The organism is Halomonas sp. Mc5H-6 (genome assembly GCF_024124705.1).
Classification (GTDB): Bacteria; Pseudomonadota; Gammaproteobacteria; order Pseudomonadales; family Halomonadaceae; genus Vreelandella; species Vreelandella subterranea.
Genome location: NZ_JAMXSI010000002.1, coordinates 75,248 through 92,375, shown reverse-complemented (window position 1 = coordinate 92,375; position 17,128 = coordinate 75,248). Strand labels below are relative to the sequence as shown.

At 58.7% G+C, this 17,128-nt stretch carries 15 protein-coding genes and 2 tRNA genes; 4 read left to right on the top strand and 13 right to left on the bottom strand.

Going from position 1 to position 17,128, the window contains the following annotated elements; translation table 11 throughout:
* Positions 1–77: 77 nt before the first annotated feature.
* The 4 genes from adk to ampD form a co-directional block, all read right to left on the bottom strand.
* Positions 78–731 (bottom strand): adenylate kinase, encoded by a 654-nt coding sequence (gene adk / locus NH395_RS03855; protein ID WP_253022550.1) that lies wholly within the window; start codon positions 729–731, stop codon positions 78–80.
* 236 nt (positions 732–967) lie between these two features.
* Entirely contained in the window at positions 968–3,001 is a 2,034-nt protein-coding gene (gene aceF / locus NH395_RS03850) for a dihydrolipoyllysine-residue acetyltransferase (RefSeq protein ID WP_253022548.1), read from the bottom strand.
* Between the two features lie 58 nt (positions 3,002–3,059).
* Positions 3,060–5,732 carry a pyruvate dehydrogenase (acetyl-transferring), homodimeric type gene (aceE, locus tag NH395_RS03845; RefSeq protein WP_092826374.1) on the bottom strand — a complete coding sequence of 891 codons (2,673 nt, stop codon included), beginning with the start codon at positions 5,730–5,732 and terminating at the stop codon, positions 3,060–3,062.
* A gap of 349 nt (positions 5,733–6,081) precedes the next feature.
* Positions 6,082–6,684 carry a 1,6-anhydro-N-acetylmuramyl-L-alanine amidase AmpD gene (gene ampD / locus NH395_RS03840; protein ID WP_253023071.1) on the bottom strand — a complete coding sequence of 201 codons (603 nt, stop codon included), beginning with the start codon at positions 6,682–6,684 and terminating at the stop codon, positions 6,082–6,084.
* Between the two features lie 81 nt (positions 6,685–6,765).
* On the opposite strand from ampD, the gene nadC reads away from it, so the two are divergent.
* Positions 6,766–7,620, top strand: coding sequence for a carboxylating nicotinate-nucleotide diphosphorylase (gene nadC / locus NH395_RS03835; protein WP_066318452.1), 855 nt, complete (start codon positions 6,766–6,768; stop codon positions 7,618–7,620).
* A 17-nt stretch (positions 7,621–7,637) separates the two neighbouring features.
* On the opposite strand, the gene NH395_RS03830 is transcribed toward nadC, so the two are convergent.
* Positions 7,638–8,159, bottom strand: coding sequence for a GNAT family N-acetyltransferase (locus NH395_RS03830; RefSeq protein ID WP_253022546.1), 522 nt, complete (start codon positions 8,157–8,159; stop codon positions 7,638–7,640).
* A gap of 115 nt (positions 8,160–8,274) precedes the next feature.
* Here NH395_RS03830 and tsaA point away from each other — a divergent pair, with 115 nt between their 5' ends.
* Positions 8,275–9,003: a tRNA (N6-threonylcarbamoyladenosine(37)-N6)-methyltransferase TrmO gene (gene tsaA, locus NH395_RS03825; RefSeq protein ID WP_253022544.1), complete on the top strand. Its 729-nt coding sequence runs from the start codon at positions 8,275–8,277 to the stop codon at positions 9,001–9,003.
* Between the two features lie 3 nt (positions 9,004–9,006).
* On the opposite strand, the gene purC is transcribed toward tsaA, so the two are convergent.
* From purC to dapA, 3 genes are all read right to left on the bottom strand, one after another.
* Complete coding sequence (gene purC, locus NH395_RS03820; RefSeq protein WP_066318360.1) at positions 9,007–9,723, bottom strand: phosphoribosylaminoimidazolesuccinocarboxamide synthase; 717 nt, start codon at positions 9,721–9,723, stop codon at positions 9,007–9,009.
* A 32-nt stretch (positions 9,724–9,755) separates the two neighbouring features.
* Entirely contained in the window at positions 9,756–10,751 is a 996-nt protein-coding gene (locus NH395_RS03815; protein ID WP_253022542.1) for an outer membrane protein assembly factor BamC, read from the bottom strand.
* Between the two features lie 81 nt (positions 10,752–10,832).
* A complete protein-coding gene (gene dapA / locus NH395_RS03810) occupies positions 10,833–11,717 on the bottom strand; it encodes a 4-hydroxy-tetrahydrodipicolinate synthase (protein WP_253022540.1) in 885 nt (294 codons plus the stop codon).
* Positions 11,718–11,968: 251 nt separating this feature from the next.
* Between dapA and NH395_RS03805 the strand changes: the two genes are divergently transcribed.
* Positions 11,969–12,442 (top strand): peroxiredoxin, encoded by a 474-nt coding sequence (locus NH395_RS03805; RefSeq protein ID WP_253022538.1) that lies wholly within the window; start codon positions 11,969–11,971, stop codon positions 12,440–12,442.
* Positions 12,443–12,505: 63 nt separating this feature from the next.
* Here NH395_RS03805 and NH395_RS03800 read toward each other — a convergent pair whose 3' ends face one another.
* Positions 12,506–13,609 carry an AI-2E family transporter gene (locus NH395_RS03800; RefSeq protein WP_253022536.1) on the bottom strand — a complete coding sequence of 368 codons (1,104 nt, stop codon included), beginning with the start codon at positions 13,607–13,609 and terminating at the stop codon, positions 12,506–12,508.
* Positions 13,606–13,869, bottom strand: a complete 264-nt coding sequence (locus NH395_RS03795; protein WP_253022534.1) for a sulfurtransferase TusA family protein — start codon at positions 13,867–13,869, stop codon at positions 13,606–13,608. Before NH395_RS03795 ends, NH395_RS03800 begins: the two co-directional genes overlap by 4 nt.
* Before the next feature lie 149 nt (positions 13,870–14,018).
* Between NH395_RS03795 and NH395_RS03790 the strand changes: the two genes are divergently transcribed.
* The gene (locus NH395_RS03790) at positions 14,019–15,479 is read left to right on the top strand and encodes a M48 family metalloprotease (RefSeq protein ID WP_253022533.1); all 1,461 of its coding nucleotides are present in this window, start codon (positions 14,019–14,021) and stop codon (positions 15,477–15,479) included.
* 91 nt (positions 15,480–15,570) lie between these two features.
* Here the strand turns inward: NH395_RS03790 and nadA are convergent, their stop codons facing one another.
* From nadA to NH395_RS03775, 3 genes are all read right to left on the bottom strand, one after another.
* Positions 15,571–16,599, bottom strand: coding sequence for a quinolinate synthase NadA (gene nadA, locus NH395_RS03785; RefSeq protein ID WP_253022532.1), 1,029 nt, complete (start codon positions 16,597–16,599; stop codon positions 15,571–15,573).
* Positions 16,600–16,845: 246 nt separating this feature from the next.
* A tRNA-Lys gene (locus tag NH395_RS03780) sits at positions 16,846–16,921 on the bottom strand.
* Between the two features lie 40 nt (positions 16,922–16,961).
* Positions 16,962–17,037 (bottom strand) — tRNA-Lys (locus NH395_RS03775).
* Positions 17,038–17,128: the final 91 nt, after the last annotated feature.

Here is a 17,128-nt window from a genome sequence, read left to right as displayed (position 1 = left end):
ACCTTTGCCTTGCCCATACGACGATGGCCCGCACTTGGCGGGCCATCACGAATTGGCTAGTGCTTGCCTGGAAAGCCTTAACTCAACGCTTCGGCAACCTGGCGGGTAATATCATCCACGCTTCCAACCCCTTCAACGCGATGGTATTGCGGTGCCGCCTCGGGATCTTCTTTAGCCCACTGCTGGTAATAATCGACCAGCGGCGCCGTTTGATCATGATACACCGCGAGCCGATTACGTACGGTGGACTCCTGGTCGTCCTCGCGCTGAATCAGCGCCTCGCCGGTCACGTCATCCTTGCCCGGTTCTTTGGGCGGATTATGCGCCACATGATAAACCCGCCCTGACTCAGGGTGAACCCGCCGACCTGCCAGGCGATTAACAATCTCCTCGTCGGGAACGGCAATTTCCAGCACGTGATCGAGCTTGACACCGCCCTCTTTCATGGCGTCCGCCTGGGGAATGGTGCGCGGGAAGCCGTCGAACAGAAAGCCATTTGCGCAGTCGGGCTGGCTGATACGCTCTTTGACCAGATCGATGATGATGTCGTCGGACACCAGGCCGCCGCTGTTCATGATCTCTTTGACCTTGAGGCCCAGCTCGCTGCCATCCTTGATCGCCGCGCGTAACATGTCGCCGGTGGAAATCTGGGGAATGTTATAACGCTCGCAGATAAACTGAGCTTGAGTCCCCTTCCCCGCACCGGGGGCACCCAACAGGATTAAACGCATGGCTCTGCTCCTTGAATAATAGAAATGCAATAAATCAATCAGCCGACAATAACCGTGCCTCTCAGGCGACACAACTACCCAAAAGCCTGAAAGTACGGTTATGAAGGCATTTTTTTAAATAAAATCAGCCAAGTGACGCCCAACCTGTACTTTGGTCGCCCTTGTGTTCAAAAAACGGCGGCTCAAACACAAGCGGCGCCCTACCGGACGCCGCTCACAAGACCTTCCATTGCCACTTACAGCAGCAGACGACGGATATCGGTCAGCACATCCGCAAGGAAGGCGGTGAAGCGCGCTGCATCCGCACCGTTGATTGCCCGGTGGTCGTAGGACAGCGATAGCGGCATCATCAGCCGCGGCTGGAAGGCACTGCCATCCCATACCGGCTTCATCTGGGACTTGGAAACGCCCAGAATGGCCACTTCCGGTGCATTGACGATAGGCGTGAACGCGGTACCGCCAATCGAGCCCAGGCTCGAAATGGTAAAGCAGCCGCCGGTCATCTCGTCGCGTTTGAGCTTTTTGGACTGCGCCTTCTTGCCAAGCTCGGCCATTTCCTTGGCAATCTCGATCAGGGATTTCTGGTCGGCATTACGTACCACCGGCACCATCAAGCCTTCTGGCGTGTCCACCGCAATGCCGATATGCACGTAGTGCTTCCATACCAGCGTTTCGCCGTCACCTTTCAGGCTGACGTTGAACTGCGGGAACTTGCGCAGTGCAAAGGCACAGGCCTTGACCATGAACGGCAGCGGCGTCAGCTTGGCGCCCTGGGCCTCGGCTTCGGCCTTCATCGACTTGCGGAAGTCTTCAAGCTCGGTGATATCCGCTTCGTCGAACTGGGTAACGTGGGGAACGTTGAGCCAGCTGCGGTGCAGATTGGTCGCACCCATCTTGAGCAGGCGTCCCATCGGCTTTTCTTCGACCTCGCCAAACTGGCTGAAGTCGACCTCCGGCACCGGCGGAATACCTGCGCCACCGGTGGCCGCCGGGGCTGCGCCCGCCTGCGCTTTGCCCTGATTGGCAATCGCCTGCTTCACATAGGCCTGAACGTCTTCCTTCAGCACGCGGTCTTTCGGGCCACTGGGCTTGACCAGGGCCAGGTCGACGCCCAGTTCCCGCGCCAGCATACGCACGGCGGGACCAGCATGGACCAGCTTACCGTCACGCGGCTTGTGCGATGCCATCTGCGCTTCGGGGCTGGGGGTGCCAGCAGGCGACTCGGCAGGCTTGGTGCTGGACGGGCTGGCGCTCTGTGGCTGGGCTTTTTCGGGTGCGGCTTTTTTCGGGGCTGCCTGCTTGGCACCCGCGACTTCGATATAGCCGATCACATCGCCTTCGGAGACCGTGTCGCCCTCTTTGACGGTCAGCTCGAGGAGCTTGCCTTTGTAGGGGCTGGGGACATCCATCGACGCCTTGTCGGACTCCAGGGTGATCAGCGGGTCTTCTTCGTCGACCTCGTCACCGGCCGCTACGCCAATCTCAATGATCGGCACATCGGAGGAACCGGACAGGTCGGGCACACGAATCTCTTTGCGCTCCGGTTCACCGCTGGCAGCTTCGTCTGGCGCATCATCCTGCTCAGCCGCCGCTTGGGGTTCGCTGCTGCTGGTCTGGCTGGACGCCTGTTCGTCTGCTGTGTCTTCGGTGTCGCCGCCTTCACCGGCGATTTCCATTTGCCCGATGACATCGCCTTCCGAGACCGTGTCGCCTTCTTTGACACTGAACGACACGATTTTACCGGCATGGGGACTCGGCACATCCATGGAGGCCTTATCGGACTCCAGGGTGATCAAGGTGTCTTCGGCGTCAACCTCATCGCCTTCGCCCACTGCGACTTCGATGATTTCGACGTTATCCGAGCCCCCCAGATCAGGCACTTTGATGTCCACGGTCTGCTTGCCGCCAGATGCCTTTTTGGCGGCAGGCTTTGAGGGTTCCGGCTCGGACGCTTGGGCGGGGGCGTCATCCTGCTGGCTGCCGGATGACTCAGCGGGGGATTCGTCGCTTTCCCCCCCGGCGTCGCCACCACCTTCGACTTCCAGCTCGACGATATCGTCACCTTCAGAGACGCTATCGCCCTCTTTGACCAGCACTTTGATGACCTTGCCCCCTTTCGGAGCCGGTACGTCCATGCTGGCTTTATCGGATTCGAGCGTGATCAGGGTGTCTTCTGCTTCAATGACATCGCCTTCCGACACCGCAATCTCGATGATTTCGACATCGGTATCGCCACCGATATCGGGAACTTTGATGATTTCGCTACTCAAGGTCGCGCTCCTTTAAAATCGGATCGAGCCGGCGGGCACTTGCCCGCCGGGCAGCGGATCAGCTGGTCAGCGGGTTCGGCTTGTTGACATCGATGCCGTACTTCTTCAGGGCGTCACCGACAAGCTTGCGATCGATTTCACCACGGTCTGCCAGTGCACGCAGCGCCGCGACGGTGACGAAATAACGGTCCACCTCGAAGAAGTAACGCAGCTTCTCGCGGGTATCGGAACGACCAAAGCCGTCGGTACCCAGCACGGTGTAATCGTTCGGCACCCAGGCACGTACCTGATCGGCGTATAGCTTCATGTAGTCGGTAGACGCGATCACTGGCCCTTCACGGCCTTCCAGACACTTGGTGACGTGAGGCTTGTTGGCCTCGGCATCAGGGCTCAGGAAGGCTTCACGGTCCAGCAGCAGCGCTTCACGACGCAGCTCATTGAAGCTGGTCACGCTCCAGATATCAGCGCCGATCCCCCAATCACTTTCGAGCAGCGTGGCCGCTTCCTCGACTTCGCGTAGGATCGTACCCGAGCCTAGCAGCTGTACGCGGCCTTTTTTGCCCTTGGTTTCGCGCAGCAGGTACATGCCCTTGACGATATCGTCGACCGGCACGGTTTCAAGCTCAGGATGCTCGTAGTTCTCGTTCATGACCGTCAGGTAATAGAAGCAGTTCTCCTTGTCGGCGAACATGCGCTTCATACCGTCCTGCAGAATAACGGCCACTTCGTGTGCATAGGTGGGGTCGTAGCTTCTGCAGTTGGGAATGGTCGATGCCTGAATCAGGCTGTGGCCATCCTGGTGCTGCAAACCTTCACCGTTGAGCGTTGTACGGCCTGCGGTACCGCCGACCATGAAGCCGCGCGCCTGGAGGTCGCCTGCCGCCCAGGCCAGATCGCCGATACGCTGGAAGCCGAACATCGAGTAATAGACGTAAAACGGCAGCAGCGTCACGTTGTTATTACTGTAGGAAGTCGCCGCCGCAATCCACGCCGACATCGCGCCTGCTTCGGAAATCCCCTCCTCAAGAATCTGGCCTTTCTGATCTTCACGGTAGAACATGATCTGGCCTTTATCGACCGGCTCATACTTCTGCCCTTCAGAGGTGTAGATCCCCAGCTGACGGAACATGCCTTCCATGCCGAAGGTACGCGCTTCGTCAGGAATAATCGGCACAACCTTCTTGCCGATTTTCTTGTCCTTGACCAGCCCGTTCAGTACTCGCACAAACGCCATGGTGGTGGACACTTCACGCCCCTTGGAACCGCCCATCTGGGAAGCAAAGGCCTTGTCTTCAAGGCTGGGGATTTCCAGGGCGTCGAAGTCACTGCGGCGCGCCGGCAGATAGCCACCCAGACGCTCGCGCTGCAGATGCAGGTACTTCAGCTCGGGGGAATCCTGCTCCGGCATGTAGTACGGCACGTCTTTGAGCTGCTCGTCGGTGAGCGGAATCCCGAAGCGGTCACGGAAGGTCTTGAGCGCCTCGTATTCCATGCTCTTGACCTGGTGGGCTTCATTGGCGGCTTCGCCATCGCCGCTACCCATGCCATAGCCCTTGACGGTATGCGCCAGGATGACCGTGGGCTTGCCGTTCGAGGTATTGACCGCTTCATGGTAGGCCGCATAGACCTTGAACGGGTCGTGACCACCGCGGTTGAGCTTCCAGATGTCCTCGTCAGAGAGGTCTTTGACCATCTCTTCGGTTTCCGGATACTTGCCGAAGAAGTGCTCGCGGGTATAGGCCCCGCCGTTGGCCTTGTAGTTCTGGTACTCGCCGTCGACCGCCTCGTCCATGCGCTTCTGCAGGACGCCTTTCTTGTCCTTCTCGAACAGCGGATCCCAGTGGCGACCCCAGACAACCTTGATGACGTTCCAGCCCGCGCCGCGGAACACGCCTTCGAACTCGTCCATCACGCGGGAGTTGCCGCGTACCGGACCGTCAAGGCGCTGCAGGTTGCAGTTGATGACAAAGATCAGGTTGTCGAGGTTTTCGCGCCCGGCAAGGGAGATCGCCCCGAGGGATTCCGGCTCGTCGCACTCGCCGTCCCCCATGAAGCACCAGATCTTGCGGTCGTACATATCCTTCAGTTCACGATGATGCAGGTACTTCATCACGTGCGCCTGATAGATCGCCTGGATCGGGCCAAGGCCCATGGAGACCGTCGGGAACTGCCAGTAATCCGGCATCAGCCAGGGGTGGGGGTAGGATGACAGGCCATCGCCATCGACTTCCTGACGGAAACGGTCCATCTGCTCTTCGGACAGGCGGCCTTCCAAGTAGGAGCGCGCGTAGATGCCTGGCGCCACGTGGCCCTGAATGTAGATCAGGTCGCCTTCAAAGTCGCCCTGAGGGGCACGGAAGAAGTGGTTAAAGCCTACGTCATACAGCGTAGCTGACGACATGAAGCTGGCAATATGACCGCCCAGGCCGGGCTTGGCACGGTTGTTGCGAATCACCTGGGCAATGGCGTTGTAGCGGATCAGGGAGCGGATACGACGCTCCATGAACAGGTCGCCCGGCATCGGCGCTTCGCGGTGAACCGGAATCGTATTACGATGCGGGGTTGTCACCGAGAAGGGCACCCTCATGCCGTCCCGACGCAGGCGGTCCGCCAGGCGGGTCATCAGGTAGCGGGCACGATCTTCGCCCTCACGATCCAATACCGATTCCAGGGAATCAATCCATTCCGCGGTTTCGATCGGATCGAGATCTTCTCTTGTCTCCAGACTCATAGAGGTCTCTCCGAATGACGATAAATGACAATCAACCCCGCTAGCCCGTCGGGCCTGGGGCGGCTGTGGTGTGTCGCCACCACTGGCATGCTGATAGTCGACGCCTGAGCGTCGTCGGTTTTTTCTTCTACATTCAACGAGCTACCTACATGGACATGTAGTAAAGCTACATAATTGTTGTAAAAGTTAGCCTTTTGTATATGCGAAGATACCGCAAAGTCGCTACGCTGCCAATTACAGTAACACCTAAAAGGCTATCGAAAACAAACTATTGCACCGCAACATAAGGCTTTGTTAAGGCACTTGCCGAGTCCTCCAAGGCATCTCCTCATGTAGTCAAACTACCGTTTTAATTTCTTGCCGCGTCGTAACTTAAATCACCTTCCTGGGTCGCAAACAACTGACGCCAATAGGCCCAATCAAACGTTGGTCCAGGGTCGGTTTTACGCAGCGGCGCGACCCTTGCATGGCTGGTCACACGTTCTGGGTTAAGCGCAGGATAACGGTCCCACAACCAGCGGGCAGCCTTGGCCAACGCTCTATACTGGGCCTTGGTAAAAGGGTTCGTTTCATCGCCTTCCAGTTCAATCCCCACCGAGAAATCGTTTAGCGCTTGCCGCCAGCGCCGTTGGCGCGGGTCCCACCACCGGGAACGTCCCGCGTGCCAGGCCCGCCGGTCGGTGTCGACAAACTGGACGCACTCGCCATCACGGCGAATCAATAGGTGAGCAGATACCCTTAAATGGGCAATGGTGGCGAAATAAGGGTGTGCCTCGGGGTCTAGCTGGTTGGTAAATAATGCTTCAACGGCCGTTCCCTTAAACTGGCCGGGCGGCAGGCTGATGGCATGAATCAGCAGCAGCGACACCTCATCATCAGGCCGCTGATCCGCATTTGGTGACGCTACCTGACGTGCACCTTGCCATCGGCCAGGAGAAAATTGTGGGTCAATCACGCGAAGGACTCCTCTACGTTGGCGCGCTCTTTCACTATAATGCCGGTCATCGACGTTAACGCCCAGAGAATTGATCCCATGCATTACCAAACCGCCCTTGCCGAAGAAATCCGCTCCAGCGCTGCACGCCTGCTCGCCGAAGACGTGGGGCCTGGCGATATCACCGCCCAACTGATCCCGGACCACCAACTGGCGACGGCGGAAGTCATTACCCGTGTCCCGGCCGTGCTGTGCGGCGTTGCCTTTGTCGACGATATTTTCCGCCGCCTGGACAGCCGCGTTGCGCTTCACTGGCAGGCTGCCGATGGTGACCGACTGGAGGCCGGGCAATGTTTTCTCACCCTGGAGGGCCCAGCACGCAGCCTGCTGACCGGCGAACGCGCAGCGCTTAACGTGCTGCAAACCCTTTCCGCCACGGCGACAGCGACCCGCCGCTATGTCGACCTTATCGCCGACACCGGCGTGCGCCTGCTGGACACCCGCAAGACACTGCCCGGCATGCGGCTGGCACAGAAATATGCCGTCATGTGCGGCGGCGGCCACAATCACCGTATTGGCCTGTGGGATGCGTTTCTGATCAAGGAAAACCACATCGCTGCCTGCGGCGGCATCCAGGCGGCTGTCGCTCAGGCGCGCAAGCTGGCCGCCGAGTTGCCCGTTGAAGTGGAAGTCGAAAACTTTGCCGAGTTGGAGCAGGCGCTTGCTGCAAAGGCGGATGTCATCATGCTGGATAACTTCAGTCTGGACGAACTGCGCAGGGCCGTTGAACTGACAGCCGGTAGCGCCACGCTTGAAGCGTCGGGGAACGTCGATGACGGGACGTTGCGCGCGATCGCAGAGACAGGGGTCGACTGTATTTCCTGCGGCACCTTGACCAAGGACATCCAGGCCATTGACCTGTCGATGCGGGTCACCCGCCAGGCGGCCCGCTAACCCGGGGAGCGGTTAGGTTAGGTCTCGACGGCGTTAAGTCGCTTCTGCAGCCGAAAACGCTGCAGAGGCTCGCCGCCACGCTCGACCCACTGCTCGCCCAGATTTTGCCAGCCACGCCGCAGCAGCCGTTCGTAGAGCGTCAGGCTTGCTTCGATGTAGATACGGTCAACCCCCTGCTCCAGCAGCCATCGCTCGGCATGAATCAACAGCGTGGTGCCGATTCCGCGCCCGCTGAGCGATGGCCATACGTAGAGGGTCACGACCCGACCGGCGGGCACATCCAGCTCGATAAACCCCACGCAGCGCCCGTCACAGCTGGCAACAAGCGTCGTGTAAAGCGCCTGGCGCGCTGACCAGGCGCTGGCCTCGCGGGGCAAGGCGTTCGCCCACGCACGCCGCTGGGCCAAGGTGTATCGCGTCGCGGCCCCTTGCATCACGGCATGGTAGAACACCTCCGCCTGATCAGCGGCGTCTCGGGCGCGTGCCAAGCGGTAGGTGACGCGGGCCGTCGAGGGCTGTGCAGTCTGTTCATCTGTCATGTTTCACCCTGTGAGCGTATCGCTTTCTTTTTCAAGGCATGCTCAGCACCACTGTACTGACGACACGGCTGTTTTATACTCGGCCCTCTGTTTTTCCCTTTGATAAGGCAGTGTGATGCATCATGCCCCACTCAGCGAATCCTTTTCGCTGACACCCATCGGCCATGTGGCGAGCGACTATGCCGATAAGTTTGGCGTTCCCCGCCAGCCCGGCCTCGCGCCTGACGCCAACGCAGAGTTGATTCTTCACCCGCCCTACGACGACCCGTTGGCCGTGCGCGGGCTCGACGCCTTCAGCCATGTGTGGATCAGTTTTGTGTTCCACCAAAGTCCTGAACGCTGGTCGCCTCTCGTCAGGCCACCACGGTTAGGCGGCAACCGCAAAGTGGGCGTATTTGCCAGCCGCAGCACGCATCGCCCCAACCGGCTCGGCCTGTCGCTGGTCGAACTCCGTCGTATCGATACCCACAAGGGCGTGCGCCTGATACTGTCAGGCTGCGATCTGGTCAACGGCACGCCCGTGGTGGATATTAAACCCTACCTTCCCTGGGCTGAAGCCCACCCTCAGGCTCAAGCAGGCTTTGCCCCCGCCCCACCCGAGCAGTTGACGGTTCAGTTCAGCGCCACAGCACTGGATCAGCTGGCAAAGCGTGCTGACCGCGATTCGCTAAGGGCGCTGATCGAGCAGGTCATTGGCCAGGACCCACGCCCGGCCTACCGGCACCGCCAACCCTCCGAGCGGGTTTACGGCGTACGGCTGCGGGATGTGGACGTCAAGTTTTGTCCACGCCAGAACGGCGAAGCCACCACGCTGGAGGTGGTGGCTATCGACACGTTAGGCTGAACGTTAGCGGGGAAAGGTAACTCCCAGGCGGCGGCCGACTTCCTCGTAGGCTTCAATCACGCCGCCAAGGCCCTGGCGAAAACGGTCCTTGTCGAGCTTCTCGCGAGTATTGGCGTCCCATAACCGGCATCCGTCAGGGGAAAACTCATCACCCAGCACTACCTGGCCGTTAAATACGCCAAACTCGAGCTTATAGTCCACCAGCAGCATGTCACCCTCGGCGAACAGCTGCTTGAGCACATGATTGACCTTGAAGGTGAGCGTTTTCATCTTGGCGAGTTGCTCAGGCGTCGCCCAGCCAAAGGTTTCCGCCAGGGACTCGTTGATCATCGGATCGCCCTTTTCGTCGTTCTTCAGGAACAGCTCGAACGTCGGCGGGTTCAACGCGATACCTTCCTCAACGCCGAGGCGCTTGACCAGGCCACCCGCAGCGATATTGCGCACCACGCACTCCACGGGGATCATCTGCATCTTCTTGACCAGACTTTCTGTGTCAGAAAGTTGCTTCTCGAAATGCGTCGGAATACCGGCGTCTTCCAGCCGCTCCATGATGAAGGCGTTGAAGAGGTTATTCACCATCCCCTTACGTGCCAGCGACTCTTTCTTCTTGCCGTCAAAGGCGCTGGTGTCATCACGAAACTCAAGTACCAGCAGGTCCGGATCATCGGTGGTGTAGACAGATTTTGCCTTACCGGCATAGAGTTCTTGGCGCTTTTCCATGGGAGCTCCGCAAAGAGACAAAGGTCATTGAATTAACGTAAATAGCTGGCTACCCGCTCGAGCAGTTCGCGCTCGGCGTTTTCGCTCAATGGTGGTTCACCGGTTGCCCTGGCGCGCAGCACGCTCTGGTCGCCGCGAGGTTCAACGACCAGGCGCACTTCTCGTGCCTGCTCGTTTGTATCGGTGAATAACACCACCTGCAACAAACTCCGGTCGCGCTGTTCACGGGACAGATAGCTTACAAGGAAGGCATGGTTATCAGGCTCGGCGGCCAGCAACTCACGCTCGTCAGCTTGATCGAAGTCTTGCGCCAGATAGTGATGGATTTCAGCCCATACGGGATCTGCCGCGTAAGGTATCGCCACTTCCCATCCATCGCCGCCCTGGCGAAGCGAAAGGGGGTCATTGTTTTCCAGACGCTGCGCGCTCCAGGACGATGCCGTAGCCGAGGCGGTTTGAGAAGCGGCAGCATTGGCGCTCAGATAGGTTTGTAGCGCATCAAGGCAGCTTGCCATGCTTTGGCCGCCACGCTCGCAGCGGACTTCACTGCTTCCCTCGCGGAGCCCGCTTTGCAAACGGAACTCAGCCTGGGTGGTAACCAGGACACCGTCACTGGCACGACTTTCCTGGACGTCCAGGCCGCGCTGACTTGCAAAGCTTTCAAGCTGGGTCCAGACGCTCCCCGGATCAGCGGCAACGACTAACCATCGCTGGTCGCCAATCTCACGGCCTTCAACGTAATCAACTTCCGTACTTTGCCCAACCGTAAGAGGTTGAGGAGGACGCACTTCGGCCACTCCATCACGCCTAGGCTGGCTGGCTGCTTCCGGCACCGGTAGCGCATCGCGGTAACGCTGATTGTCGCGGGTCTCGGGCAATACCAACGGCGACGCAGGTTCTACATCGGCATAATCCAAATTGCGATCATCATAAAAACCTTCATCCCGGGCACAACCGGCAAGCGTCACAGCACCTGCCAGGGCCAGCGGAATCCATTTCAGCGCGTGTTTTCCAAGCACAGAGCTCATCAAGCCACCTTAAACAGTCAACAGATCGTTTACCTGACGCCATGCATACCAGGTTCGCCAAGTAGCAAAATTCTTTGCGGTTTATTCCTCGACAACCCCCGCAAGCTGCAGAGCTTCACTGACAGTGGCGTGATACTTGTCGGACAGCCATGTCAGCGGCAGGCGAATACCGGCGTCAGCGTAACCCATTCGGTTTAACGCCCACTTTACCGGAATAGGGTTCGACTCGATCCCCAGATTGGTATGCAGGGGCATCAGGCGTGTGTTGATCTGATGCGCCTTATCCGCGTCCCCGGCTACCGCAGCGGCGCAAAGCTCATGCATGGCTTTGGGCGCTACGTTCGCGGTCACCGAAATATCACCATGCCCGCCCATCAGCATGAAATCACAGGCGGTGGCATCGTCACCCGAGTAAAGCATGAAGTCACTGCCCTTGAGGCGAGCGATAAGATCTTCCGCACGCTCCAGATTACCCGTGGCATCCTTCAAGCCGATGATGTTGTCAATGTCGGCCAACCTGACCACCGTCTCATTATAAAGATCTGAGCAGGTGCGCCCCGGCACATTGTAAAGAATGACCGGCAATTTACTGCCTTCCGCCACCGCTTTGAAGTGCTGATACAAGCCTTCCTGGGTAGGCTTGTTATAGTAAGGACATACCGACAGACAGTAGTCAGCGCCAACTTCACTGGCATAACGTGCCAACTCGACGGCTTCAGAGGTCGCATTACCCCCCGTACCGGCAATGACCGGAATTCGCCCGTCCACTTCCTCGACCACACTGCGTATCACGTCGAAGTGTTCGGCAAACGACATGGTCGTGGGCTCACCGGTGGTGCCTGCGGCCACGATCCCGTCGGTGCCATTGTCGAGATGGAAGTTCACCAGACGACGAAGCGCCTCCCAGTCGATGTCGCCATTGACTTTCATCGGCGTCGCCAGGGCGACGATGCTGCCTGTGATCATCCTTTTTTCCTCACCTGCAAGTGGTTAAATCGAGCGTCTGAATATCACGAGATAAGGAGCCGAGTTAGTGCTTTACGCAGCGTGCCATCATCTCAACAGGAATCCACAAAGGACAAATGGTACTCAGGCCGCTCGACCCTGTACAGCGGAAAGCGCGGCGAGTTTTACCCCTGCGATGCTTTCTTCTTTGACATGCGGCGCAAGCTTGCGTGTAATCGCCTTTTGAAACCACGCTACCAGAGGAACCTTTTATGCCACTCGACATAGGCCAGACCGTCCCCGATTTTTCGGCACCGGCAACGGGTGACAGCACCCTGACGTTATCCGAGCTGCGCGGCCAGCAGGTGGTGGTGTACTTCTATCCCAAGGCCAGCACGCCGGGATGCACCACCGAGGGCGGCGATTTTCGCGACCGCAAGGCCGATTTCGACGCCGCGAACACGGTGATTGTGGGTGTTTCCCGGGACGGCATCCGCGCCCAGGAGAATTTCAAAGCCAAGCAGGATTTCAACTTTACGCTGGTGTCAGACAAGGACGAGACGGTCTGCAGACTGTTTGATGTCATCAAGCTTAAAAAGCTATATGGCAAAGAGCACCTGGGCATCGAACGCAGCACCTTTCTAATTGACACCGAAGGCAAGCTTGCCCAGGCCTGGCGGGGCGTCAAAGTCCCCGGGCACGTTGACGAAGTACTTGCGGCGGCTCAGGCGCTTAACGCGTCCTAAACCTCTCCCTCCCCACCCGACTGGCGGCTGGGGAGGTCACCAGGCCCGCAAGGCCACTCTGACTTACAGTGACTCTTCTCTGGCGAGCGCATGTTGGCGCTCATCGCGCCCTTTCATCCCCCGCGGCCAGGCATGCACCAATGCTTTTAGCAGCGTGGCGAGCGGAATGGCAAAAAACACACCCCAGAACCCCCATATGCCGCCGAAGAACAACACCGCCACAATTACCGACACCGGGTGGATATTGTTCGTCTCCGAGAACAATACCGGGGCGAGTACGTTGCCATCCAACGCCTGAATAACTCCGTAAGCCACCAGCACGTAGACGAACGACTCGCTTAACCCGAAGTGAAATCCGGCTACCGCAGCGACCGGCAAGGTGACCACGGCCGCACCGATATACGGCACCAGCACCGAAAAGCCGACCAATACTGCCAGCAGCGCCGTATAAGGCAGATTAAAGAACGAAAACGTAATGAAGGAGACGGTGCCGACAATAATGATCTCGATAAACTTGCCGCGAATATAATTGGCAATCTGGTCGTCCATTTCACGCCAGATACGCGCCATCAAGGCACGCTTTTGCGGCAGCAATGACAATGTAAAGCCAACCAGCGCCTCTCGATCCTTGAGCATGAAAAAGACCAAGATGGGCACCAGCACCAGATAGATAATCAGCGACATCAGATTACCCAGGGATGCCAGCGATAGCGTCAGGGCGCGCTGCCCCAGCTGGCTTATTTCGCGGCTGGCGACGCCAATCCAGTTTTGCATTTGATCCGGGGTAATCAGGTTGGGATAGCGCGACTGCAGCTCATCCAGCCAGTTTTGCCCGCTTGCAAACATGCGCGGCGTTTCCTGGACAAGGCCAATCAACTGATCCCATATCAGCGGTAGCAAAATAAACGCCAGGGCCAATAACACGCCGACAAAGCCGAGGAACACCACGATCACCGAGAGCAGATGCGGGATGCCACGCCGCGTCAATGCGCCCACCACGCCCTGGAGCAAGAAGGCAATGACCAAGGCGGTAAAAAAAGGCGCCAGCATACGGCCAAACCAGATCACCGCGGCAAAGCCAGCGATGAGCACTACCAGCAGGATCAAGGCTTCTTCGTCTGAAAAGTACCGCTCGACCCAGCTTTTCAAGATCGTACGCAGGCTCATGAGCGCTCGCCTTCTGCCTTGCGAAGCCAATAATGATAGATTTCCCCACACTGCTCGCGGGCTTCCAGATGATGGGCGCTCTGCTCGGCAAAGGCTTCGATATCCCGCCACGAGCCTGCATCCGTGGCGCGAACTTCCAGCAACTGCCCCGGGGCAAGGCCTGCCAGGGCCTGCTTGGCCTTGAGCAGTGGTAGCGGGCAATGAAGCCCGCAGGCGTCGAGCACGCTATCAGGCTGTAAACGCGTTGTTTGCTCTACCATTTTTCTCCCCTCAAAAAAGACCCTGCACGTATCGGTCATTGTTGCATAGACTATGCAGTATTGACTGCGCATTGATTTAACGGCACTTCACCGCCTGAATCAATGTCACAGGCAGTGACCCAGCGCTTTCCATCACCGATGAGGATGCCATGCCGCGCTTTTTTAACGCCTCAGCAGGCTGGACGCGCGCCTTAGCGTTCGCCTGCGGTACGACGTTGTTGATTCCCTTGCCAGCCGTCAGCGACGAGCAGACGTTACCCAGTCTGGGCAGCAGCTATTCGTCGACCAGCGACGAAGAGCACCGGCTGGGCCGCGCCTGGCTGCGCCAGTTCCGCGCCCACGCCCCCCAATGGCAGGACCCGATTGCCCATGATTACCTGAACAGTCTGGTTGATCGTCTGGCCCCGCATAGCCAACTGGGCGACCTGGACGTGACCACCGTCATGGTCGACCACCGAACTCTGAATGCCTTTGCCGTCCCGGGTGGCGTGGTCGGGATTCACGCTGGCCTGTTCGCCTTTGCCGAAGACGAAGGGCCCTTTGCCTCGGTCATTGCCCACGAACTTGGCCACTTGTCGCAGCGCCACTATGCTCGCAGCAGCGAGCGCGCTGAACAGACACAGCTACCGGCCATGGCCGGCATGCTGGCCGGATTACTGATCGCGGCCGGCGGTGGAGGCAATGCGGGCATCGCCACCGCCATGGGATCTCAGGCAGCCCTCATTCAAGACCAGCTCACCTACTCGCGCCGCTACGAGCAGGAAGCGGACCGCGTGGGGCTTCAAGCCATGGCCGATGCCGGCTACGACCCGAACGCCATGGCCCGCATGTTCCGCACCTTGCAACGTATGGCCAGCCTTCAGGGCGGCACGCCACCGGAATTCCTGCTGACCCACCCGGTATCCGAATCCCGCTTGAGCGATGCGCAGTCGCGGGCCGCTCAGATGGACGTTGCTTCAAGCTACTCTAACGATACGCTCTACGACATGATCCGCGGCCGTGCATTACTGCAGATCCATTCACAGTCGCCCCAGCAAGCCGTTTCTCGCCTGGCTCAGGAAGACGCCAACGAAGCGGCACAGCGCTATGCAGCCGCCCTGGCCGATGCCCGGTCGGGCCAGGTGGATGCCGCGCTCCAGGCGCTTGATCGACTGCGTGATGAACAGCCAGACCTTGCCATGTTACCGGCGTCGGCGGCAGAGCTTGCCCTTCAAGCACAGCGTTACGATGACGCCATCCAGCGCAGCCAGCGATTGCTGCGTTTCATGCCTGACTACTTGCCAGCCCAGCTCATCCTGGCCGAGGCGCAACTTCAGCGAGACCCCAATGCGGCCTACAACATCCTGCGCGATGTCACCGCGCAACATCCCGAAAACCCGCAGGGCTTCAACCTGCTGTCAGAAGCTGCCGGGCGAAGCGGGCGCAATGGGCTGGGTCACCTGGCTCGGGCGGAATATCTTCAGCTTACCGGGCGCATTGATAGCGGTATTCGCCAACTGGATATAGCCGAAGACGCTGCTGAGCGCGAAAACGATCAGCGCACGCTGGCACGCATCGAACAGCGGCGCGAGGATTTCATGGACTACCGCGAGGCTCTGGAGGAGTTCTAGGGGAGGAGTTCCGGGCACAACCGGTTGAGGCTGAGCACGTTGATAAATACGCAGAGGCCGACTGACAAGTCGGCCTCTGTATGTCACGGCGCTAGGTATTGAAGTTGAGCATACGCTCCAGCGGCTTGAGCGCCTGCTGGCGCAATTCACTGCCGACCTGAATCTCGCCGCTGCCCTCGCGTAGCGCACCTGCCAGGTTGTCGAGGGCGTTCATGGCCATCCACGGGCAGTGCGCGCAGCTGCGACAGGTTGCGCCGTTGCCCGCCGTCGGGGCCTCGAACAGCGTCTTCTCGGGTACCGCTTGCTGCATCTTGAAGAAGATGCCGCGATCGGTTGCCACAATCAGTTGCTCGTTGGGCAGGGTTTTGGCCGCGTTGATCAGCTGCGATGTCGACCCCGCCACATCGGCCAGCCGAACCACTGGCTCAGGTGACTCCGGGTGAACCAGCACGGCGGCATCCGGGTACAGCCGCTTGAGATCCTCAACGCCTTTCGCCTTGAATTCTTCGTGGACGATACAGGCGCCGTCCCACATCAGCATATCGGCACCGGTTTTTTTCTGGATATAACCACCCAGATGTTTATCGGGCGCCCAGAGAATTTTCTCGCCTTTGGCCTGAAGGTGCTCGATCACCTCGACAGCGATGGATGAGGTGACCACCCAATCGGCACGCGCCTTGACGGCAGCCGACGTATTGGCATAAACGACCACGGTGCGGTCAGGGTGGGCGTCGCAGAAAGCGCTGAATTCGTCGGCTGGGCAACCGATATCCAGCGAACAGGTAGCCTCCAGGGTGGGCATCAGCACGCGTTTTTCAGGCGACAGAATCTTGGCGGTTTCGCCCATGAAGCGCACCCCGGCCACCACCAGGGTGGTGGCATCGTGGCGGGCACCGAAGCGCGCCATTTCCAGCGAGTCGGCCACGCAACCACCGGTTTCTTCCGCCAGTTGCTGAATGGCGTCATCGGTATAGTAGTGCGCTACCAGTACGGCGTTGTGCTGTTTAAGCAACTGCTTGATTTCCGCCACCCGCGCCTGATCTTCAGCGGGTATGCGGGTCGGGCAGTAAGGGCTGGGGAGCGGAGCATCAAGCTCAGCTTGAGTAGTCATAATAGTCATCGTGTCTACCACTGTGACGAACAGGGAATCCCCCTGTTAAACATCAGTCACGGCGTATGCACTCCGCACGCGCCGCTCTCATTGGCAAAAACCGCTGCGTCTTTCGCGTTGGCTTTGTGCCAGTCTCTACAATCTTGAGACTATTTTGGCGGGAAATGGTTGCTGACGGCAAGTCCAATTGTCAGGCATCGACGGTGTACACATAGCAAAACACCCCTGACAGCGAACTGTCAGGGGTGCTGAATCTGGTGGGTCGTGCAGGATTCGAACCTGCGACCAATTGATTAAAAGTCAACTGCTCTACCAACTGAGCTAACGACCCGCTGCTCACGCGGCGGCGACAAATCTAAATAAAGTTCGGCTGGTGGGTCGTGCAGGATTCGAACCTGCGACCAATTGATTAAAAGTCAACTGCTCTACCAACTGAGCTAACGACCCGCCCGAACGGATGCATATCTTACGGATCGCCTACGCTATCCGCAAGCCTTTTTTGAACTTTTGCCTTAATTTGCCTCTTGTTACAAATGCC